Raw genomic sequence first — 23,575 nt, 5'->3', positions numbered from 1 at the left:
AAAAGGCGGTGCTGAGTGCACCGCCTTCAGGAACAGCTTAATCTCTTTCGACTTGCGTCGCGCTAACAGAAGATAAGTAGTTCAGCAGGGCAATATCATTTTCCACGCCCAGCTTCATCATCGCCGACTTTTTCTGGCTACTGATGGTTTTAATACTGCGATTCAGTTTCTTAGCAATTTCAGTCACCAGGAAACCTTCCGCAAACAGACGCAGTACTTCACTCTCTTTTGGTGACAAACGCTTGTCGCCATAACCACCAGCACTGATTTTCTCCAGCAGTTTTGCCACGCTTTCTGGCGTATATTTCTTGCCTTTCTGCAGTGCAGCCAGTGCTTTCGGCAGGTCAGTTGGTGCACCTTGCTTCAGCACAATTCCTTCAATATCAAGATCCAATACTGAACTCAGAATTGCCGGGTTATTGTTCATGGTCAGAACGATAATCGACAGGTCTGGATAGTGACGTTTAATGTATTTAATCAGTGTAATGCCATCACCATACTTTTCACCGGGCATTGAAAGATCGGTGATCAGAACGTTAGCATCCAGTTTGGACAAGTTGTTAATCAGCGCTGTTGAGTCTTCGAACTCACCTACAACGTTAACCCATTCAATTTGTTCCAGAGATTTTCGGATACCGAAAAGAACAATTGGATGGTCATCGGCAATAATTACGTTTAAGTTATTCATCTTATTGGTTACCTTGCTGCAGCAGTTGTTTGACATAAGCGTCAATATCACTGGTGGTATTTGTAATGTTTGAATCGTCACACGCTTTAATGTGTTGTTCTAACTCTTCACAAAGCTGTTTACCTGGCGTCAAATTGAGCATGGCAAACACGCCTTTTAGGCGATGCGCTGTCTGAGCAAGCGAGGCGTAGTCCTTTTCCGCCGACTCAGTATACAGTCTCTTTACATCATCCGGTACTGTCTCAGTAAACAGCTGGAAATAGCCCCCGCTCATAAGCGGTGTAGCAGCCTCTTCTTCGGCGTCATCCTCCATAACATCATGGGACAATTGCTTCTCAATCAGCGCCAGCAACGCATCCAGTAACGCGCTGCTGAGATTGAAATTAACCCGATATTGCTGTTCGTTCAGTGCGTGATAACCTAACTCATCCTCAGCCAGCAACAAAGCCCAGCCGCTGAGTTTCGCCGGATCGTCAGTCACTAATACGTCATGATCTTGTCCTGAAATACGCTCATCCGGCGTGAGACAACGTGCGCCCCAGCTCTCTAAATGGCGACATACGATTTTGTGCACATCCTCCACGGCAATTTCTACCAGTGCGGTCACGCCGTCGAGAATTTTCTCTTCTTCCTCAACGCTTTTTTGCTCCAGCGCCAGCGGCAACTGCATATTGTAGCGTGTGCCGATGTCAGCTTTTGCCACAATTTCCAGACTACCACCCATCTGCTTGCACAGCTGTTTGCACAGGAAAAATGCCATGCCGGAAGCTTGTCCATAACGATCCTGGCTGGTGTCGCCAAGGAACGGGAAATCAACGTTTGCCAGTTCATCAACCGTTAATCCAGCGCCGGTATCAACCAGTTCGATAGTTAGACGATCGGCACGCTGCTCCAGCGCTTTGACATCCAGTGAAATCTTGCCCCAGCGCGTGGTCGTTAAGGCGTAATGCATCAGCGTGGTCAAAACCTTACGCAATGCGCGACGATCGCCGAAACGCATCTCATCGTTGGGCTGATGATTATTCATCACCAGCGAAAGCCCTTTACGGCGCATCAGTGGCAAGCTTTCCAGCGCGATCTCATCCAGCAGATCTTGCAGATTAAATACCGTGGCATCTGGCGACCAGTCATGCGCTTCAAGGCGATTCAGCAGCACAATATCATCGACAAGGCGCGATAATCCCTGGCTCTCATCCAGCACGTCAAGCACGGTTTCGTCTTCATCGCGCTGGCTCAGCTGTACCAGTTGCGTCACCATTTTTTCCAGCGGCAGGTTGAGCGCGTGACCCAGATTCTGCAGCAATTGCTGACGCATCTGATGGTTACGATCCAGAACTTGCTGCGCTTTTTGCAGCTTCTTATTAACCAGTAATTCCCGATCCTGATCGCGCATCATAAACAGTTGGGTATGCGGCGACAGCATGCTGCGCGCGTGGCGAATCTCATACACTTCGTTGTTAATGGTTGCCTGCAAAACGCCCTGATGCTGATCGGACATATTAATGATTTTTTGCAGATTAAGATGCGGCAAAAGATGTTCTGCGATCTTATTACTCAAAATGGTGCGGTTGCTGGCGAAGTCATAAACCAGTAAACCGACCGGCAAACTGGCGACGATCTCTTCATTTAACACCCGCAGAGAATCAAGCTCTGCAGTCTGATTCTCACTGGGGCGCAGTGATTGCTGACGCAGCAGCGCCATCCCGGCAAGGGAGAGCAGGAACAGCAGCAGATTAATCAGCAACGGCCACAATAGGTTGTGCAATGTATCAACAAATAACCGGGTAACAGGGACGTGGTAAATCAGCTGCAGCGAGGTGCTGGGCAACGTGGCAGCAATTTCAAGATTGGGATTCGCTAACGTGATTTGCGTGCTTTCTGCTGTTTCTTCATCGCTGCTATTGGTCAGCGCTGTATCCTGACGCAGCTGGAAATTTTCCAGCGGCATATTTTGCGGAATCAGATCGTTAATCGGCAGATCAAACGCCACCACCGTTGCCAGATGTCCCGGCTGATTAAAGGTGGTGCGCACCGTAAAGTAGTGATCGTTTTGAAACGCCAGATGGCGCAACGGCGAGAAGCTTTCGCGCTCATCCAGCGCATTCGCCTGCTGAAGCATCTCGGCACGGCGGCCATCCACCAGCGAGCTAATCGCGCTCTCTTTATAGCGCGTCGCCATATCTTTCAGCGGCAGCGTAGAAATCATGATCAAGCTGTTATCCTGACCATTCAGGAAATACATCGACCAGGTCGGATTTTCTGCGCCCCATAACGTATCAAGGTAGTTTGACATGCGCATGGTCATATCAAGCGTGCTGCTGTCATGAGAGCCAAAGATCAGCGCTTCCGTTTTACGACGGGTTTTTTCGAGATAATAGACATCCGGGCGCAGACGCGTCTCTTGCAAGCTGCTGCTTGGCGCCGTTCCTGCCGCGCTGGTGGCGAGGTTCTCGTATATCTGCCAGGTGGCAAAACGATACGCATCAATACGCTTTTGCATTGCGCGCGCCACATCAGTCATGGCATAGCGTTTCTCAGTAAGCCAGGCATTAACCGAGTTGTGGATAACAAAGCCCAGCGCTAATAGCAGCACCAGATTAAACACTAAAAAGAAGCGGGTGACATTGCCGGATGTCAGGGGAAACTTGTAGAACATAGCGTCTCAGATACCTGAATTATCGCGCAACCAGTCGCGCACTGGCGGCCACAGCTAACAGTAACAGCGCAATCAGCAAAAACGCGCCGCTGAGGCTGATCCATTGGGAAATGAATCCGATTAAGGCCGGACCTGAGAGAATACCCGCATATCCCAGTGTTGTCATGGCGGATATCGCCAGATTTGCCGGCATATCTTGTTGTTTCCCTACCGCATTGAAGAGCATAGGCACCGTGTTTGCTAAGCCAAAACCCACCAGCAGAAAGGCGAACAGCGCCATTTCAGGCCAGGGTAACAATACCGCTAATGTCATGCCTGCCGCCGCCGCCAAAGCGCCCGTCAGCATCACGGGATAGCGACCAAAGCGGTTAATGATTTTGTCACCGCTGAAACGTCCCAGCGTCATCGCAACCGAAAACAGCGCATAGCCGAGACCTGCGTGAGCGGGTGCCATCTCCGGGCTTTGCAGCAGCAGCAGCGCACCCCAGTCGAGCACCGCGCCTTCTGCCAGAAACAGAATAAAGCAAAGCGCACCGAGAAAGGCGACCCAGCCACGCGGGATCACTAACCAAGGTTGTTCGGGCTGATGCAACCGTTTATTCATAAAATTTGGCAGGCGCCAAACCAGTAACAGCAGCATAACCACCATGACAATCAGTACGGAGGTCAGCGGCGTAAGCGCGGCGCTTAACAGTAAGCTCACCGTACCTGCGCCCAAAATGCCGCCCAGGCTAAAAAAGCCATGAAAGCCAGACATCATTGCCCGACCTGACGCTTTCTCTACCTCAACGGCTTGGTAGTTCATTGCCACATCCAGCGTACCTAAACCCGCACCAAACACCATCAGCGACGCTGCCATTAAGGCCAATGAATCTGCCGTGGCTAATAAAGGCATAACTGACAACACAACAAGTGTTGAAAGCAGCATGACGCGACGACAGCCGAAACGACCGACCAGCGTACCGGTAACCGGCATCGCTGCCAGCGAACCAATGCCTAAACAGAGCAATAACGCGCCCAATGAGGCACCGCTTAACTGCAAGCGATCGCGTGCAAAAGGCACCAGCGGCGCCCATGCAGACATGCCTAATCCGTTGATCAGAAAGATGATGCGCGTGCCCCAATAAAGGCGGCTGTTCTGTTTATTTTGCTGTGCGGCGTCCAGTGCGGTCATAGGTAAAATTCATTAGTAGCAAAGCGGCCAAGTGTAACATCGAAGCCGCTTTTATCTGCTCGCCATTCGCTTTTATTAGGCGATTTTCAATAGCGAACTGTCGGCAAAAAAGGGAGTTTACCGACTTTTTTCGCGTCGCGATTCTTTTCCAGAACTTTCCTGGCATCACCGTCATCCACAAGGTGGACTTAACCCAAATTTCTTCGCGCAATTTCAGTACGTTACTTTATTAAAAAAAAGTAAACCGAGATCAAAAATGTGCGCCGCATCACCCAGTGAAACAAATTTTATTAGCCGCTTGCCACCTTTTTAATCACTCTTTTTCAACCTCTTTAAGCAGTTATAGGAAACAGCTGGCAACAAATTGATATGAGAAAACAAAGATAAAGCGCACCCATTCATCTTTCTAACGCGAATTTTGTTAATGATAACCAAATTAAAACATAACAAAATCTGTACATTAAAGTTGATTTTTCTGTTCGTTACGTCAAAGATTGATCAGGTAGAAATCTGAAAATTTATGTATAAAAAAATAAATTAAATTAAAAATTCACCCAACCAGCAAGGCTCATAGCCGGTCGCTGAAAATAATTGGCCATAAGGCCTTTACATTCGCCAGGCAAGACGCTTTCTGCATCGCAGAAAGTGAGGTAATGCGTGGATCTTAAAAGCATAAATCTAATTTATGATTTTGAATTCAGTATATTAGCTAATCTGGTGGAGTAGGGGTTACAACATGGCAGAACTCACTCAAGGCCGAGTCGATATCATTTCTCGTGAAAACGGCACACTGATCTCTCAGTCCAACGGCGGTTTAACTCAAACAATTAACCTCGCAGAACCTAGCATAGTGCGCATCAACGGCACGCGCGCCATGGTGGTTCAATACGAACGTCAGGGTGACGATCTTATTCTGCATATGCGCGACGGCAGCACCGTACGCTATCAGAAATTTTTCTTTGACGATGTCGAAGGCGAACACAGCGAACTGGTTTTTGATGATGGCGTAAATCCCCCGGAACACGCGCTGTTTCCCACCACAGCGGAAGGCACAGACCTGGCCGCTGCGTCAGTTACACCTACCTATGAATCTCTCAACAGCGTTGATCCGCTGCTGCTGGCTGAAAATGCCAATATTTCAGCGGGTGTCTTAACCGCCGGCGGTTTAGGTGTGCTGGGTCTGGCGGGTATCGCCATCGGCGCAGCGGGCGGTGGTGGTGGTGGTGGCGGCGGTGGTGGCAATGACGGCGGCACAGACAACCCTGCGCCAGGCACCCCGACTATCAGCATCAATCCCTTTGCCGGTGACAATGTGCTGGATAACGCGGAAAAAACCGCGACGCAAACCCTCAGCGGTAACACCACTAACGTGGAGGCGGGCCAGCTGGTCACCATCACGCTGGGCGGTCAGAACTACAGCGCCACTGTCGGTGCGGATGGCAGCTGGAGCATCAACGTACCTGCCGATGCGTTAGCTGCATTAGCCGCGGGTAACACCAGCATCAGCGTTTCCGTTAACAACGCGGCGGGCACCGTAGCAACCAGCGATCTAGCAATCACAGTGGAAGCGCCGCCTGTGACCGAACCCGGCACGCCAGTCATCAGCATCAATCCATTTGCGGGTGACAACGTGCTGGATAACGCTGAAAAGACGGCAACACAAACCATCAGTGGCACCACCTCTAACGTGGAGGCGGGCCAGCTGGTGACTATCACGTTGGGCGGGCAAAGTTACAGCGCGACGGTGGGCGCAAATGGCAGCTGGAGCGTAGGCGTTCCCGCCACGGCGCTGGCAGCGCTGGCAAGCGGCGCGAATGTGATTAGCGTTGCGGTTAATAATGCAGCCGGTACGCCAGCTGAGAGCAGTCTCAATATCACAGTGAATGGTGTGGACAGTGAGCCTGATTCACCGGTGATTAACATTGCTCTGTTTGCGGGCGACGATATCCTGGACAACAGCGAGAAGGGCACAGCGCAAACACTTTCTGGCACAACCAGCGATGTTGAAGCGGGTCGAGTGGTGACGATCACCCTTGGCGAGCAAACCTTCTCCGCCACGGTTAACGCCAATGGTAGTTGGAGTGTCACTATCCCGCCTGAGGTTTTGTCAGTACTGGCTGCAGGTTCAGTCACGATCACCGCGACGGTAAGCAACGCCGCAGGGATTGTAGTGACAGAAACGCGCGAAGTTTCTGTGGAAGCGCCAGGAATCCCTGCTGAGCCTGGCGTTACACTCGCCACACCTTTTGGCGATGGCGTACTCGATCCGGGTGAAAAAGAGATTGCACAAACACTGAGCGGTTCTACCACCAATATCGAAGCGGGTCAGACAGTTACCGTTACGCTCAATGGCACGAATTATACCGCCTTGGTGGCTGAAGACGGCAGCTGGAGCGTGGTGCTTCCTGCTGACGCATTGGCTGCGCTGGCTGCGGGTAATGCCACGCTGACTATCAGCGTGACCACCGCGAACGGAACCGTGGTTAGCGAAGATTACAACTTCCTGGTCGGCACGCCAGCCGTAACGGAACCGACCATCACACTGGATAACTTCGCCGGTGACAACGTTCTCGATGAAACGGAAAAAGGTCTTGGGCAAGTTCTCAGCGGTACGACCACCAATGTTGAGGAAGGTCAGTTTGTCACCTTAACGTTGAACGGCCAGGTTTATAGCGCTGCCGTTGGCGCGGAGGGTAACTGGAGTATTACGTTACCGCCTGCGCTGTTGCAGTCGCTGGCAGCGGGAGAGTTGACGCTGGCCGTGAGTGTCTCGAATGCGTCTGGCGGCACCGCCACCGGAACGGTGGACGTCACAGTAGAAGCGGGACCGCCGACGATTGCGGCGGCAGTGTTTGCTGGCGATGGTGTGCTTGATGCCACTGAAGCGGCTGGCCCGCTGACGTTGAGTGGGACAACCACGGGCGTAGAAGCGGGAAATACCGTGTCAGTGACGTTCAACGGCAATAATTACACGGGCATCGTTGGGCCGGATGGCAGTTGGAGCATTGCGCTGCCTGATGGTGTCTTGGCCGATGTAGCGCCGGGCGCTGCATCGCTGGTGGTCATCGTCACCAATAATTCAGGCACCGAAGCCACGCAACAAATTAACTACACGGTTGCCGCGCCTGAGCCACAGCCAGGCGATCCGGTTATTAGCGTTGATGCTTTCACCGGCGATGATGTGCTGGATAACAGCGAAAAGGGCAGCGATCAAACCGTAAGCGGTACTACCACTGACGTCGAAGCCGGGCAAGTGGTCACGCTGACGCTCAACGGGCAAAGCTACAGCGGCACGGTGGAAAGTGACGGCGCATGGAGCATTAACGTTCCTTCTTCTGCGCTGACTGCATTGGCAACCGGCACTGCGAGTTTCGCTGTCAGCGTGAGCAACGCGGCAGGAGATGTTGCCACAGTTACCCATGACGTCACTGTCAATGCCCCGTTGCCGACTCTTAGCGTAAATGCTTTTACTGACGACGGCGTGCTGGACGGCATCGAGCAGGGCAGCGATCAAACTCTGAGCGGCAACACCACCAACATTGAAGCGGGTCAAATCGTTACGGTCACGCTGGGCGGTGAATCGTTCACCAGCACCGTTGCCGCAGATGGCAGTTGGCGTGTGACTCTGCCAGCCGCTACCCTTGGCACGTTAGCGGAAGGCACTAACACCGCTTCGGTCAGTGTCACCAATGTGGCAGGTGAGACGGCCTCCAGTGATTACAACTTCACCGTTACGCTGCCAGTCACAGCCGAACCAACCATTACAGTGAACGCCTTCGCCGGTGATGACGTGCTGGATGTGGGCGAAAAAAGCAGCAGCCAGACGTTGTCCGGTACCACTGAAAACGTTGAGCAAGGTGCAGTTGTCACCGTTAGCCTGGACGGCCAAAGCTGGAGCGCCACGGTCTCTGGCAATGGCAGTTGGAGCGTGAGCATTCCGGCTGAGGCGCTCGCCTCTCTGGCAGCAGGCAGTGCCACACTTGGCGTTTCTGTAGCCAGTGCTCAGGGCACTGCAACCGCGTCACGGACTTTCACTGTCGAAGCGCCGGATGGCGTATTAACGGTGAATCCGATCAGTGATGACGGCTATTTGAATGCGGAAGAAACCGCCAGCCCGCTGCAAATTACCGGGCAGGCAGAGAATGTGGCAGAAGGCGCCGTTATCACGGTTAATTTCAACGGTACGGATTACAGCGGTACGGTTGACGCGCAAGGTAACTGGAGTGTCACCGTCCCTGCTGACGCGCTGACCGGCTTGCAAGATGGCATCCAAACCCTGCAAATCAGCGCAACGGACAGCAACGGTAATCCAGCCAGCAGCAGTGCAACGCTCAATGTTGTCGTAGAGAACATTCCAGATGTCAGCGTAGGCACATCAGTACTGACCGATGGCACGCTGGACGCCACGGATGCTGCCAGCGACCTCAATCTCAGCGGCAGTACTGGCGCAACCGGCGCAGGCCAGACGGTAACGGTGAATGTAGGCGGTACCGATTACTCCGCTACCGTGAGTGAAGATGGAAGCTGGACGCTAACGCTGCCAGCAGCAGATTTGCAGGCGCTGCCACAGGGCGCGAGCACCGTCACCATTACTGCCCGCGACGCAGCCAATAACACCAATGTTGAAACCCTGAACTTTACCGTCGATACCGGTCCGGGCACGCCAGCTGAACCGACTATCAGCGTTAACATCTTTGCTAACGATGACCTGCTGGATAACAGCGAAAAAGCCACCGACCAAACGCTCTCTGGATCGACCACCAATGTCGAAGAAGGACAGGTAGTTACGCTTACGCTCAACGGACAAACTTACAGCGCACAGGTTGATGCTGAAGGTAACTGGAGCACCAGCGTCCCAACGGCTGACTTAATTGCACTGGCCGCGGGCACGGCAACGGTTGATGTGAGCGTCACCAACGTTGCTGGCGCAACCGCCACCAGCAGCCACGACTTTAGTGTTGCCCCAGCTGAAGGTCTGCCGGGCATCATCACCATCAGCGAACCCTTAAGCAGCGATGGCTATCTGAACGCTGACGACGCCACGCAAGATCTGATCATCACCGGAACGGCTGTTGGCGTGGCGGAAGGCCAGCTGGTAACGGTGAGCTTCAATAATGTGAACTACAGCGGCAGCGTAGCGGCTAACGGAAGTTGGTCCATTACCCTGCCGTCTACAGCCTTTGCAAATATTGCTGATGGGCTGCAGCAGGTTACCGCCAGCGTGACGGATGCTAACGGTGCAGTGGTCAGCGACCAGGCGGGATTAACGGTTGCCGTTACTGCTCAACCGCAAGTTAATCTGGATGAAACCGCCTTCAGTGACGGTGTGCTAAGCGATGCCGAAGTCGGTAGCGATCAAATTCTTAGCGGCACGACGGGTTTGCCCGGTGCAGGACAGCGGGTTGAAGTCGAACTCAATGGGAAAGTTTACAGCAGCGTGGTGAATGCGGACGGTTCCTGGAGTCTTTCGCTGCCTGCAGCCGATCTCGCTTTGCTGGCGCAGGGGCCGAATAGCCTGACGGTTACTGTTACGGATGCCGCGAACAACAGCAACAGCGAAACCATCAATTTCACTGTGGACAGCCTGTTACCGGTGCTAAATCTTGGCCCTGTCGCGGGTGATGATGGGGTATTAAACAGTGAGGAAATAGCCAGCGGCCTGCCGCTTACCGGTTCAGGCTCTGCGCCGGGTGACGTGGTGACGGTGTCGCTTAACGGCGCAAACTATAGCGCAGTAGTAGGCAACGATGGCAACTGGACGGTAAACGTGCCGGCTGAAGCGTTGCAAACGCTGGCAGACGGCAGCAGTTATACCCTGACCGTTACCGTAAGCGATGCCATTGGTAACGTAATCAGCCAGTCACAAACGCTGACCGTGGATACGCTCGCCCCAGCAGGCAGCATCAATGCGCCTGGCGGGGACGGCATTCTGGGTGCCAACGATCTGTCAGAGCCGCTGATTCTCAGCGGCACCGGTTCACCGGGCGACAGCGTGACCGTTACGCTCAATGGCCAAAGTTATACCGCGATTGTCGCGGATAATGGTCAGTGGAACACCTCTGTACCCACAGCCGATCTTGCCGCGCTCACCGATCCTTCTTATCCGGTTAGCGTGACAATTACGAATGCCGTGGGGAATAGCACCACGCAAGACACCACATTGACCGTGGCGACGACGCCACCACCGCTGACGGTGGGTGATTTGGGCGGTGATGGTGTCATCAATGCGGGAGAGGCTCAGCAGCCGTTAATTGTGACCGGCGTCGGTAGCAGCGGCGACACCATTACCGTGAGTCTGAACGGTCAAACCTATAGCACGGTTGTGGGCGATAACGGCAGCTGGAGCGTCAGTGTGCCTGCGGCGGATGTGGCGCAAGTGCCTAACGGGCCACAATCGGTTGCCGTCACGGCAACCGATGCCAACGGCAACACCACAACGGTTACTGATACGCTGGAGTTTGCGACGACGCCACCGCCAGCCACAGTGACGCAGCCTGCCAGCGATGGCTACATCAATATTGGTGAACACACCCAAGATTTAGAACTGAATGGCGCAGGCGGCACGCCAGGCAATAATGTCTCGGTGGTGTTTAACGGTGACACCTACACCACCACCGTTGGCAATGATGGCAACTGGTCGGTGACCGTACCGGCAGAAGCTGTCAGCCAGTTGGGTGATGGTATCTATCCCGTGACCGTCACCATCGATGATCAATATGGCAACAGCACCACCGTGGTCTCGGATGTCACCGTAGTAGCAGAAACCGCACGTACCTTAACCATTGCGCCGGTAACGGGTGATGATGTTATCGATCGCGCCGAGCAACTCAGCGATGTATTGATTACGGGTACAACAAACGTACCCGCGGGACAGCCGGTACTGCTCTCAATTAACGGGCAAACTTATGATGGCGTCGTTCAGCCTGGCGGAAGCTGGAGCGTCACGCTGCCAGCCGGTTCGCTGGGCGGCGTTGGCACCAAAGCTTATACCGTTACCATTACTGATGCAGCAGGCAATCAGGCCACTGGCAATGGCGAACTTTCAGTCGTTACCACCGCCGATCCGGTGCTGGCGATTGCGCCCATCAGTGAAGACAACGCCTACAATGCCGCCGAATCGGCCAGCGATCTGATCATCAGCGGCAGTTCGGCGAATCTGCCCGCAGAGACTATCGTCACCGTTAATGTCGGCGGCGTGAGCTATTCCAGTGCGCTGGATGAAAGCGGCGGCTGGTCGATCACCGTACCGGCGGCGATTGCCAGTGAGTTGGATCAGGGCAATCAAACTATTACCGTTACCGCGGGCGGCGTAGAGGTGACGCAAACCGTGCTGATTGCGACCACGCCATTAGCCGCACCCGTTGTTGAAACGCCGTTTGATGACGGCGTGTTAAACAGCAACGAAGTGAATGTCCCTCAAACCCTGAGCGGCACCGCAGCGGCAGGGCAAACCGTCACCGTCACGGTGGGGGATAATAGCTATCCCACCACAGTGGACCCGCAGGGGAACTGGAGCGTTAACATCCCACCGAGCACGTTACAGGGGCTGGGACAAGGTGCTAACACGGTTATCGTTACGGTCAGTGATGCGGCTGGCAATGCCACCAGCACCACCGTGCCGATCACGGTTGACACCGGTACGCCAACAGCCACCATCAACCCTGTTGCTGGAGACGGCATCATTAATGCGGCTGAAGCAGAAAATGATGTGCTGGTGCGCGGCAGTGCCGCACCTGGCAGCAGCGTCAGTGTGGAACTGAACGGCGAAACTTACGCCGCCACGGTGGCGCAGGATGGCAGTTGGGTGGCCACCTTGCCAGCCGCCGATCTGCAAGCGCTGGCGGAGGGTCGCTACGATCTGAACGTCACGGTGACGACAGCGAACGGCAATAGCGGCACCACCTCTTCCGCACTGACTATTGATACCACTGCGCCGACTTTCGTCTTTAATTCGCCAGCTGGCGATGGCGTTCTTAACGCCAGCGAACAGGCAAATGGCGTCACCTTCACCGGCAGCGGCAGCGCCGGCGATAACGTCAGTCTGACGCTGGATAATGTGACGTATACCGGCACGGTAGATGAAAACGGTCAGTGGGCGCTGGATATTCCTGCCAGCAACCTGGCGGGCCTCACTAATGGTAACTATCCCATTACGGTGATCGTCAGCGATGCTGCGGGCAATACCGCGAGCGAGACCCGTAATCTGACGGTTGATACCAGCGCTCCGCCATTGGTCGTCAACCCGGTTAGCGGCGATTACAACCTCAACACCAACGATCTGACGCAACCGCTGACTATCAGCGGATCGGGTCAAAACGGCGATCAGGTGAGTGTGAGCCTGAACGGTAAGTTTTACCGTACGCAGGTGGGTGTGAATGGATTGTGGTCGTTGCAAATTGCACCCACCGATCTACAAGCACTGCCGCCGGGTACGAATCCCCTGACGATTACCCTTACGGATGCACAGGGCAACCAAACAACGGTCACCAGCGACCTGAATGTGGCGACCGATCCACTGGTGCTGCCGACCATTACGGTTGATAGCGCAGGCTTCGCCGGTGATGGCATCTTAAACGCCGCAGAACAGCAGCAACCGCAAACGCTGAGTGGTTCAACCACCAATGTTGAACAAGGCCAGCAGGTTTCCGTCACGCTGGAGGGTACAACCTACACCGGCGTAGTGGGCGCAAACGGTGAATGGAGCATTATTCTACCTCCGGCGGCGTTGGCAACGCTGGCTGACGGTAGCCAAACACTGACAGTGAATGTGATCAACGCCGTGGGCAATACCAGCAGCGGTGAAGCGACATTCACTGTTGATAGCAGCGTGGGTGGCGTGGCTTTGGCACCGGTGAGCGGCGATAACTATCTCAATGCCGCTGAAGTTGGCGGTGAGGTTACCTTTGGCGGTAGCACCAGTAACATTGCGGCGGGCAGCATCGTTACGGTGAACGTAAACGGGGCGGATTATTCCACCACGGTCGGCGCAGATGGAAACTGGACACTGACACTGCCTGCGGGCACCTTCAGCAACGTTGCGGAGGGTGTGCTGACTGTGACCACCACCGTCACCGATGCTAACGGCCTGACATTGGCCTCACAAACTGACACGCTGAATGTTCTAACCACCACGCCACCAGCTACCGCAGGTGTGGCGTTTGGCGATGGCATTCTCAATGCAGATGAAGCCGCTGCTAACGGGGCGATCAGCGGCACAACCGGCGTCGGCAATCCGGGCCAGGTAGTGACTATCTCCCTGAATGGCGTGGATTACAGTGGGCTGGCTGACGCAACAGGCGCCTGGCAGGTTTCGATCCCGGCCGAAGTGTTGGCAGCGCTGCCCAATGGCAGCATGCCATACAGCGTCACCGTGACCGATATTGCTGGCAACAGCAGTAGCGCCCAGGGCACTTTTGAGGTCAATACGCTGCCGCCAGCGTTAACCCTGAATGAGCCAGCGGGCGACGGCATCCTCAATGCCAATGAAGTCACGCAGCCGCTGAATCTCACCGGCACCAGTGAAGGCAATGCGCTGATTTCAGCCACCTTCAATGGCACCACTTACAGCGTTAACGCCGATGCAGACGGCAACTGGACACTGCCTGTGCCGGCAGAAGCGTTTGCCGGAGTAGTCAACGGTAGCTATCCGCTGACCGTCACGGCCAGCAATGCGGCAGGTAATGTCACCACTGAAGTCAGCAGCTTAACGGTGAAAGCCGATGCTGCCAGCCTACCGACGTTGGCCCTGAATCCGTTTGCCGGTGACAACACGGTGGATGGCGCAGAACGACAAACCGATCAAATCCTTTCCGGAACCACCACGAACGTAGAGGCGGGCCAGATCGTGACGTTGACGATTGGCGGTCAACCCTTTACTGGCGTCGTGCAAGCGAGTGGCGACTGGAGCCTGACTGTCCCTTCCGGTGTGCTGACGGCGTTGGCCGATGGCACGGCAACTTATACAGTGGCCGTCAGTGATGTGGCGGGCAACGTGGCATCGGGTAATGTGACGATTACCGCTAACAGCACGGCATCTGGCCTGTCGCTGGATGCGCTAAGCGGTGATAACTATCTGAATCTGAATGAAAGCGCGGATCCGTTGATTGTGACGGGCACCTCGGCCAACGTCGGCGAAGGCGGCATCGTCACGCTGTTGCTGAACAACGTGGGCTACAGTGGCGTGGTCTCTGCGACAGGAACCTGGAATATCATTGTGCCTGCCGAGGCGCTGGCAAACCTGCCGGATGGACCACAGACCCTGACGGTGACAGCAGCAGACTCAACGGGCGCAACCCTCAGCAGCACCGCCACGCTGAATGTGATCATCAATAACTTGCCTGATGCAGCCATAACCACGCAATTGGGTGGCGGTACGCTGAATGCCACGGATGTCGGCTCTGCGCAAACCCTGAGCGGCTCAACTGGCGTCACGGGCGATGGTCAAGCGGTCAGCGTGACATTAAACGGCACTGACTACAGCGGTACGGTCGATGGCAACGGCAACTGGAGCATTACGCTTCCTGCTGAGGCGCTGGATGCACTGGACGAAGGCACCACGGATTATGTTGTCACGGTAAGTGATGCAGCAGGGAACACCAGCGCGGTAAACGGCAGCGTCGATATTGATCTCACACCACCCACCCTTACCCTGAGCGCGGTGGCGGGAGATAACGTCGTCAATGTGGCTGAAAGCGCTGAGGTCATTACCCTGACCGGTAACAGCGATGCAACGGGCCAAACGGTGACCATTACCTTGAATAATCAGGTCTGGACCACCACCGTGGGTAACGATGGCAACTGGAGCCTGGATCTGCCCGCCGGTGTGCTGGCGGGTGTGCCTGCTGGTGCATACACGTTGACCGCCACGGTCAGCGATGCGGCAGGCAACAGTTTCACTGAAACACGCGAGATCAATGTTGCCACTGGCGAGCTGGCGATCAGCATCGAACCGCCGTTTACGGAGGGTTATCTGAGTCAGGCTGAGGCGGGGCAAAACCAAACGCTGAGCGGCACGACTGGCGTTACCGGTGAAGGACAAACCGTTACGGTAACGCTCGGAGGAACGGATTATCCTGCTGAAGTGGATGCCAATGGTAACTGGACGCTGACCTTAGAGAGCAGCGTGCTGCAAGGGCTTGATCAAGGTATCACGACGCTTGTGGTTAACGTTGCGGATGCCGCCGGCAATACAGGCAGCCTGGAAAGCAGCGTGACGGTTGATTTCGTTGCGCCAACGCTGACCGTTAATGACATCGCGGATGATAACGTCATTAACTCGATTGAAGTTTTGCAGGAAATTCCAATCAGCGGCACCGCGTCGTTAGCGGATGTCGGACAAACCGTGACCGTGACATTTAATGGTCAGGCTTATCAAACGCTGGTGCTTTCGGATGGCACCTGGAGCGTGAATTTACCGGCCAGTGCAATACAGGGCTTAACGGATGGCGATTACCCGGTGGGGATCTCGCTGACCGATGCGGCGGGTAACACCACCAACATCAGCCAGACCGTGACGCGTGATGCCGATGCCGTTGATCTTCCTACCTTATCGGTGGGTGCGATCAGTGATGATAACTACGTCAATCGCGTTGAGGCGGGTGAGGCGCTGACGATCAGTGGCACCAGCACCAATCTGGCTGAAGGGCAACTTGTCACTGTCACGCTGAATGGTCAGAGCTACAGCGGGACAGTCGAGGCGAATGGTAACTGGACGGCGACAGTGCCCGCTGCAGATGTCGGCGCGCTGGCGGATGGTGAGCAGGTTATCGTGGTGACTGCCGCAGACAGTTCAGGTAATCCAGCCAGCAGCAGCAGCAGTTTTGTGGTGGTTGCCAGCGAGGCTGTTCAGCCCACGCTCAGCGTCAATGTGGTAGCAGGTGATGATGTGATCAACGCCAGCGAGGCGGGAGAAACCTTGGTGCTGAGCGGCAGCAGTACGTTACTGCTGCAAGGCACGGAAGTGACTGTCACGTTGAACGATATCGATTACAGCACCACCATTGATGCAAACGGAAACTGGAGCGTTTCAGTGCCGGCTGACGTTGTCGCTGATCTACCGCAAGGGGCATTAACCCTGACGGTTACGGCGAATGATGAAGCGGGCAACCCGGCAAACATCAGCCACGATGTTACGGTGAACAGCGATCTGCCCGCCTTGAGTGGTATTTCACTCAGCGCAGGTGACACCTTAAATCTTGCCGAGTCGCTGCAGGATTTGGTGGTCAGCGGCACCACTGAAGCCAATCTTCCGGTTTCAGTGACGCTCAATGGCATCACTTACACCACCACAGCCGCAGAGAATGGCAGCTGGAGTTTGTCGATTCCTGCGGCCGATCTGCAACAGTTAGCGGATGGCGGAACCACCCTGAACATTGCGGTAACGGATGCCGATGGCAACACCGCCACCGATACCGCTGATCTTAACGTGGCCTTTAATACGCTGCCTACACTGACGCTGGAGCTGCCGTTTGGCGATGCCTTGCTCAGTCAAGCCGATGTGGGTATTGAACAAACGCTGAGCGGCACTTCCAGCGAACTCGCTGAAAATACGGTAATCACCGTAGATATTGGCGAACTCCGCTTCACCACGCAGGTTGGCGCAGATGGCAGTTGGAGTCTGACGCTGCCAGCCAATACGTTGACCGCTGTCGCTGATGGCATTATTCAGCTTACCGTAACGGCCAACGATGCAGCGGGTAACCCGGCACAAGCGTCTGCCAGTGTGGAAGTTCTTCAGACGCCGCCAGCGCTGCCAACAATTGGCGAGACACAGTTTGGCGATAACGTGATTAACAGCACGGAAGCGGGAACGGTACAGTTGATTACCGGCACCATCGACGCCAGTGATGGGCAAACCGTGACGGTGAATGTGGATGGCAATCCACTCACAGTCACCGTTGATGCTAACGGTAACTGGACAGCCAGCTTGCCGCCAACGCTGATCACCAGCCTGGGTAACGGAACGCACACCCTCACTGTGGTCACTACCGACCGTGCGGGCAACACGTCCGAGGCAACACAAGACTTTACCTCGGCCATCACCGCCATAGCTCAACCCACGCTCGATACACCGTTTGGCGATGGACGCATCAACGCTGACGAAGCCGCGGCAGATGGAAGCCTTACCGGCAATCTCAACATTGATAATGCAGCATCAGTGAGTGTCAGCCTGAACGGAACGGTTTACCCCGCCACGATTAATGGTGACGGTACCTGGTCACTGGCGTTGCCCACAGAGTTGCTGCAAACCCTGCCCGATGGCACCTGGCCAGTCACGGTAACGGTCACCGACAATGTCGGGAATACCGCCTCAATCGACGGCTCGGTGCAGGTGGTGGTAAACACCTTGCCAGACGTGACCCTGAACCTGCCCTTTGGTAACGGTGCGCTGGATGCGACGGAAGCTGCAACCGCGCAAACGCTGAGTGGAACAACGGGTATCACGGGCGCAGGCCAGGCGGTCGGCGTGACCATTGAGGGCCTGAATAACGACCAGCCATTCAACGCCACCGTGCTTGAAGACGGCTCATGGACATTGACGTTAAGCCCCGCCGATTTGGCGACCCTGGCGAATGGCACGCACACCATCAGCGTTACGGCGACAGACATTGCGGGCAACAGCGACACGACATCACTGGATGTAATTACCGCTGTCACTGCTCCAGCACCGACCTTCGCGCCGAATCAGTTTGGCGATGATAACGTGCTCAACATCAGCGAGGCCGCTAGTGGCCTGACGCTAACGGGTACCACAGGTAGCACCGGGGCCAATCAGGCAGTGAGTATCACGGTCGATGTTAACGGCACGCGTTATACCGGTAACGTGAGCGAGCAAGGTGAGTGGAGCGTCAATATACCGGCAGGTGCGCTGAGTACGCTGGCCAATGGCAGCCATACGCTGAACGTGACGGTGGTTGATGCCGCAGGTAACAGCGTGACCTCGCCGTTTACCTTTACTTCCGATCTCACCCCGCTGCGCCCAACGGTTGACGCACAGTTTGATGATGGCTTCATTAATGCGGCTCAAGCCGCAGAAGACTTCACGCTGAGCGGTACCACCGGTAAAGCGGGAGCAGGTCAGACCGTGACTGTCACCATGGGTGATGAAAGCTATTCGGCAACGGTCGATGAAAACGGCGGCTGGACGGTGCTCATCACGTCTGAAGAATTGGCCGATTTTGCAGATGGCAGTTATCCCGTTTCGGTGACAGCAACGGACGTTAACGGCAATACGGCGACAATCAGCAATACCTTGGTGGTCGATACCACGCCACCGACGATCACCGTTAATGCATTTGCTGGCGACAATGCGCTGAATTATGCCGAAAGTATCCAGCCACAAGTTCTGAGTGGCTCGGCAACGGGCGCGCAAACGGGTTCAGTGCTAACCGTGAGCTTAAACGGCACTGCGTTGGGTACGGCAACGGTAGGAAGTGATGGCACATGGAGCCTGACTTTAACGCCAGCGCAGTTGGCAACCTTCACTTCAGGTTCTAACACCGTCACCTTTACCGTTAGCGATCTGGCGGGTAACCCAGCGACGGAAACTGTCACCTATGCAGTGGATCTCACACCGCCACCGGGACCATTGGTAACGCTGGGTGCAGTTTCTGGCGATAACATTGTCAGCACGGTTGATCAGGCGCAGGGATCGGTAGCCATCACTGGCACCTCCGCAAACCTGGGCGCGGGCGGCGTGGTTAATGTGGTGATTGGCACCACAACCTACACCACAACCATTGATGGCAGCGGTAACTGGAGTACTTCCGTGCCGGCCACCGCTTTTGGCGATAGTGATGGAAACGTAGCGGTAACGGTCAATGCCAGCGGCGCTAACGGTTCTGTCACTACCGGCGGCAATGTGGTGGTTGATCTTACGCCGCCAACGTTGACGATTAACAACTTCGCCACTGACAACGTGGTCAACGCCAATGAAAGCGAGGTACGTCAATCCATCAGCGGGACGGCTTCCACTTCGGAAGTGGGGCGCACCGTGGTGGTCACGCTCAATGGCAAAACCTACAACGCCATTGTGCAGGGTGACGGTAGCTGGTCTACCAATGTTCCCGCAGCGGATATGCAGGCGCTGGCTGACGGTTCGCAAACTATCACCGCTCAGCTCAGCGATGCGGCAGGTAACGTTACCAATGCCAACGAAGCTATCACTGTAGATACCTCAGCACCGCTGATTGAACTGGACGCGTTCTTAGGCGACAACCTGATCAACGCCGCCGATATTCTGGCAACGCAGGTGTTAACCGGCAGAGCGCCTGGCGCGGAAGGCGAAACCGTTTATCTCTATGCAGGCGACAGCGCGCCCCTTGCCTCGGCGGTGGTGGCTGCTGATGGCACGTTTAGTCTGGATCTCTCGCCACAGGTGCTGGGCAGCCTGACGGAAGGCGCGCTGGTGTTTGGCGTGCGTGTCACTGATGACGCTGGCAACCAAACGGATGCCACATTGACCGTTAACAAAGTGGTCAACGCAGCGTTGAATCTGGTGGTCGACTCGGTGTTTGGCGACGGAACCTTGAGTGCCGTCGATACCACCGTCGCGCAGATCATCAGCGGTACCGCAGAATCGGCTGGCGTTGGAGCGATCGTCTCCGTGGTCGTGGGCGGCACTTCGCTCACTGCATCGGTGGGTCAGGATGGCAAATGGGCCATTGTGGTCCCGCCAAACGTGCTGGATCTGCTCACCGATGGCCAGTTAGCGTTGGATGTTACCTTGACTGATGCCGCTGGCAACAGTCGCACCGTAGGTGAAACGGTCACCGCCATTGTTGATGCGGTACCCGTGGTGGGGAATCTCGTCGGGCTGTTTGGTGGCGATAACCTGCTGAATATTGCGGAAGCTGCGGCGGGCCAGTTAATCGGTGGCGTCATTGAAAACGCCGCGGAAGGTTCGCAGGTCACCGTGACTTTCGGCAGTCGCAGTTATACCACGACGGTGCAGGCTGGCGGCAACTGGAGCATCACGCTGCCGACGGGCGATCTGACCTCCTTGTTGAATGGTGATTTGACATTGGGTGTGAGCGTGACAGATGTCGCGGGTAACGTGGCGTCCAGCAGCGCAACCATCGGCATCTTTACCCAGCAACCGTCCATCAGCCTGACGTCGCTGTTTGGTGATGGCATCCTGAATCTGGTTGATATTGCGACCAATCAGACCATCAGCGGTGTGGTAAACAACGTCGCTGCCGGATCAACAGTCACGCTGAACGTGGGCAACAGCCAGGTTACGGCGCAAGTCGGTACCGGCGGAGCCTTTAGCGCGACGGTCACGCCAGACATTCTTTCTACTCTGGCGCAAGGCAATCTCACCGTGGGTGCCAGCGTGACGGATGCGGCGGGCAACACGGCCTCAACCAGCGCAGGTATTCGCGTTGATACGATTTTGCCCACCATCTCGGTCAATCCGCTGTTTGGCGATGGTTTGTTAAATGTGGCAGATGCACTGGTGAGCCAGGTGATTGGCGGCGTTGTTGGCGGGGCAGAAGCGGGATCGCGCGTGGTGGTTTCCATCGGCGGTCAGCAATATGCAACGCTAACCGATGCCAGCGGTAACTTTAGCGTTTCGCTCTCGCCAACGCTGTTACAAGGCATTGCGGATGGCAACCTGACGGTGGGCGTGAGCGTCACCGATACCGCAGGCAACACCACCAGCACCACGGCAGGCGCGCTTGTAGGCATTCATAACGTACCGAAAGTGGTACTGAATCCGCTGTTTGGCGATGGTGTACTCAACCTTGTGGAGTCATTGGTCACACAAACCGTGAGTGGTACGGTCACGGGCGTGGCGGGTGGTAGCACGGTACGACTGGCGATTGGCAGTATTAGCGCTACCGCAACAGTCAACAATGATGGCACCTTCTCGACGCAGTTAACGCCAGACCTGCTCGGTACGCTGTTAGGCGGCAACTTTACCGTCAGCGCCTCGGTGACTGATGTCGTAGGTAACACCACCACCACCCTTGCCGGTGTTCAGCTGGCAATTGGCAACCAGCCGACATTAACCCTTAATACGGTGTTTGGCGATGGCGTGTTGAGTGCAGGCGATTTGGCCTCTAACCAAACCATCAGCGGCTCCAGTAGCAATCTGGCTGCGGGTTCAACCGTGAGCGCAACGCTGAACGGCGTAACCTACACCACTAAAGTGGTCAGTGGTGGTAGCTGGAGCATCAGCGTGCCAAAAGCCGATCTTGCCGCGATCGCTGATGGCACTAAAACAGTGGCCGTCACCGCCACGGATGCTTACGGCAACGTGGCAAACGGCAGCGGCAATCTCAGCGTGATTAGCCATGTCGCCCCAACCGTTGCTATCACCTCGCTGTTTGGTGATAACGCGCTCAGTGTTGTCGATGTGAAAACAACGCAAACCATCAGTGGTACCGCCACCAATGCGGAAGGTTCGGTGATTCGCGTTACGGTGGGATCACAAACGTATAGCACCACAGTTAACGGCAGTGGTGCCTGGAGCTTGTCGGTATCGCCGGCTAACCTTGCGGCGATTGCAGATGGAACCTACACGGTGTCAGCCAGCGTGACCAACAGCGTGGGCAGCAGCGGCAGTGGAACAGCAACATTGGGCGTAGCCAGCCATAGCACCCCAACGGTTGGGCTTAACAGCTACTTCGGTACGGATGGCTACCTCAATATCGCTGAGTCCAATGTCGCGGAAACCATTAGCGGCACCAGCACGAATGCGGTGGGTGGGCAAGTGAGCGTCACGCTGGGTAGCACAACGTTAACCGGCACGATAGGGGCTAACGGTGTCTGGAGCATCAGCGTCCCGTCAGGAGTCTTGAAAGCGATTCCCGATGGCAGCCAGAACATGGTTGTTACCGTACGGGATATTGGTGGCAACACCGTCACCACCAACAGCGCCTTTAATGCCTTGTCGCATAATGCGCCGCTGGTGGGAGCCGATCCGGTGCTCAACATAGTGACCTCGCTGCTAACCGGATTTACGGTGAACGGAGGATCGTTATATGCAGCGCAGGGCTCAGTCGTGAAGGTCACGCTGCTCAATTCATCCGGCGGGCTTTCTAATGTCAGTGTTACTACCACCACCGATGCACTGGGTCGCTACAGCGCCAGGTTCACTTCCGGGCAGTTATTGTCGTTAAGTGGGTTGGTTCTCTCTGCGCTGACTGCGGCGCAAATAAGAATCACCGATGCGGCAGGCAACACCTCAGCGTCAAATGTCACGCTGCTGCTGGGATCGTTGCTGGCGGTGCCTGCTGCGACAACAGCTTTCAGCACGCTTTCTGTGGATGACACCGCGACAGTGGCTGCCGTTGCCGATCACAACTCAACTGCGTCAACCAGCACGGAAGCGACGACAAACGCCAAAGTGGCTGCAGTGGCGGCTTCCAGCCTGGTCACGGAAGCGGACACTGCCAGCGATATCTCGACCACCAGCAGCACTGAAACCCAGGATGCCACGGCAACCGCAGGCGTGACGGCGGTTGCCGATGATCAAAGTTACACCATTGGTGGCGTGGTGATCACGCTGGCGGACGGCACCACGGCAGAGGGCGCATCGGTAACGGGTAGCGCAGGTGATGACACGGTTAACGTCAGCACCCTGAACTTCACCCATATTGATGGCGGTGCGGGCACCGATACCCTGGTGCTCAACGGCGATCATATGACCTTGGATCTTACCTCGCTGGGCCTGAAAGTAGAGCACATTGAAGTGCTGGATTTGGGTACAACCGGCACCAACGCGGTGAAACTCGATCTCAATGAAGCACTTAACATTACTGATAAGCAGAGTGATGATTTGGTGATCAAAGGGGCTGATGGCAGTCAGGTGACGTTGGCAAATACCAATGGCGGCGTGTGGGAAGTCACTGGACAGCGCACCGTGGAGGGACAAACCTTCGAGGTTTATCACAACTCGGCGCTGAGCAGCGATAACACCTTGGGCGATGTGTTAGTGCAACACAACTTGCAGGTACATGTGGTGTAAGCCCGCATTGTAACGGTAAGAGGTACTGATGAATCAGCGAGTGTGTGAGCACTCGCTGATTTTTTTTATTTGCGGTTCGTGATA

4 protein-coding genes are annotated in these 23,575 nt (G+C 55.4%); 1 reads left to right on the top strand and 3 read right to left on the bottom strand.

Features of this window, described 5'->3' with window-relative positions:
* Window positions 1-37: 37 nt before the first annotated feature.
* From rcsB to ACF2G4_RS08410, 3 genes are read right to left on the bottom strand one after another with little or no spacing between them, the layout of a single operon-like run.
* The gene (gene rcsB / locus ACF2G4_RS08420; RefSeq protein ID WP_215846130.1) at window positions 38-688 is read right to left on the bottom strand and encodes a response regulator transcription factor RcsB; all 651 of its coding nucleotides are present in this window, start codon (window positions 686-688) and stop codon (window positions 38-40) included.
* 1 nt (window position 689) lies between these two features.
* Complete coding sequence (rcsD, locus tag ACF2G4_RS08415) at window positions 690-3,344, bottom strand: phosphotransferase RcsD (protein WP_243077525.1); 2,655 nt, start codon at window positions 3,342-3,344, stop codon at window positions 690-692.
* Window positions 3,345-3,363: 19 nt separating this feature from the next.
* On the bottom strand, window positions 3,364-4,518 hold the full coding sequence (locus ACF2G4_RS08410; protein WP_409075867.1) for an MFS transporter: 1,155 nt from the start codon (window positions 4,516-4,518) through the stop codon (window positions 3,364-3,366).
* Window positions 4,519-5,254: 736 nt separating this feature from the next.
* Here ACF2G4_RS08410 and ACF2G4_RS08405 point away from each other — a divergent pair.
* Complete coding sequence (locus ACF2G4_RS08405) at window positions 5,255-23,491, top strand: Ig-like domain-containing protein (protein WP_409075866.1); 18,237 nt, start codon at window positions 5,255-5,257, stop codon at window positions 23,489-23,491.
* Window positions 23,492-23,575 lie beyond the last annotated feature (84 nt).

The sequence above is a fragment of the Pantoea phytostimulans genome, from assembly GCF_046118715.1.
GTDB lineage: Bacteria > Pseudomonadota > Gammaproteobacteria > Enterobacterales > Enterobacteriaceae > Pantoea > Pantoea phytostimulans.
This window is presented reverse-complemented; position numbering and strand designations above follow the sequence as displayed.

Coding starts and splice junctions, on each gene's coding strand:
- rcsB (WP_215846130.1), bottom strand. CDS start 688: ATGAATAACTTAAACGTAATTATTGCCGATGACCATCCAATTGTTCTT.
- rcsD (WP_243077525.1), bottom strand. CDS start 3,344: ATGTTCTACAAGTTTCCCCTGACATCCGGCAATGTCACCCGCTTCTTT.
- ACF2G4_RS08410 (WP_409075867.1), bottom strand. CDS start 4,518: ATGACCGCACTGGACGCCGCACAGCAAAATAAACAGAACAGCCGCCTT.
- ACF2G4_RS08405 (WP_409075866.1), top strand. CDS start 5,255: ATGGCAGAACTCACTCAAGGCCGAGTCGATATCATTTCTCGTGAAAAC.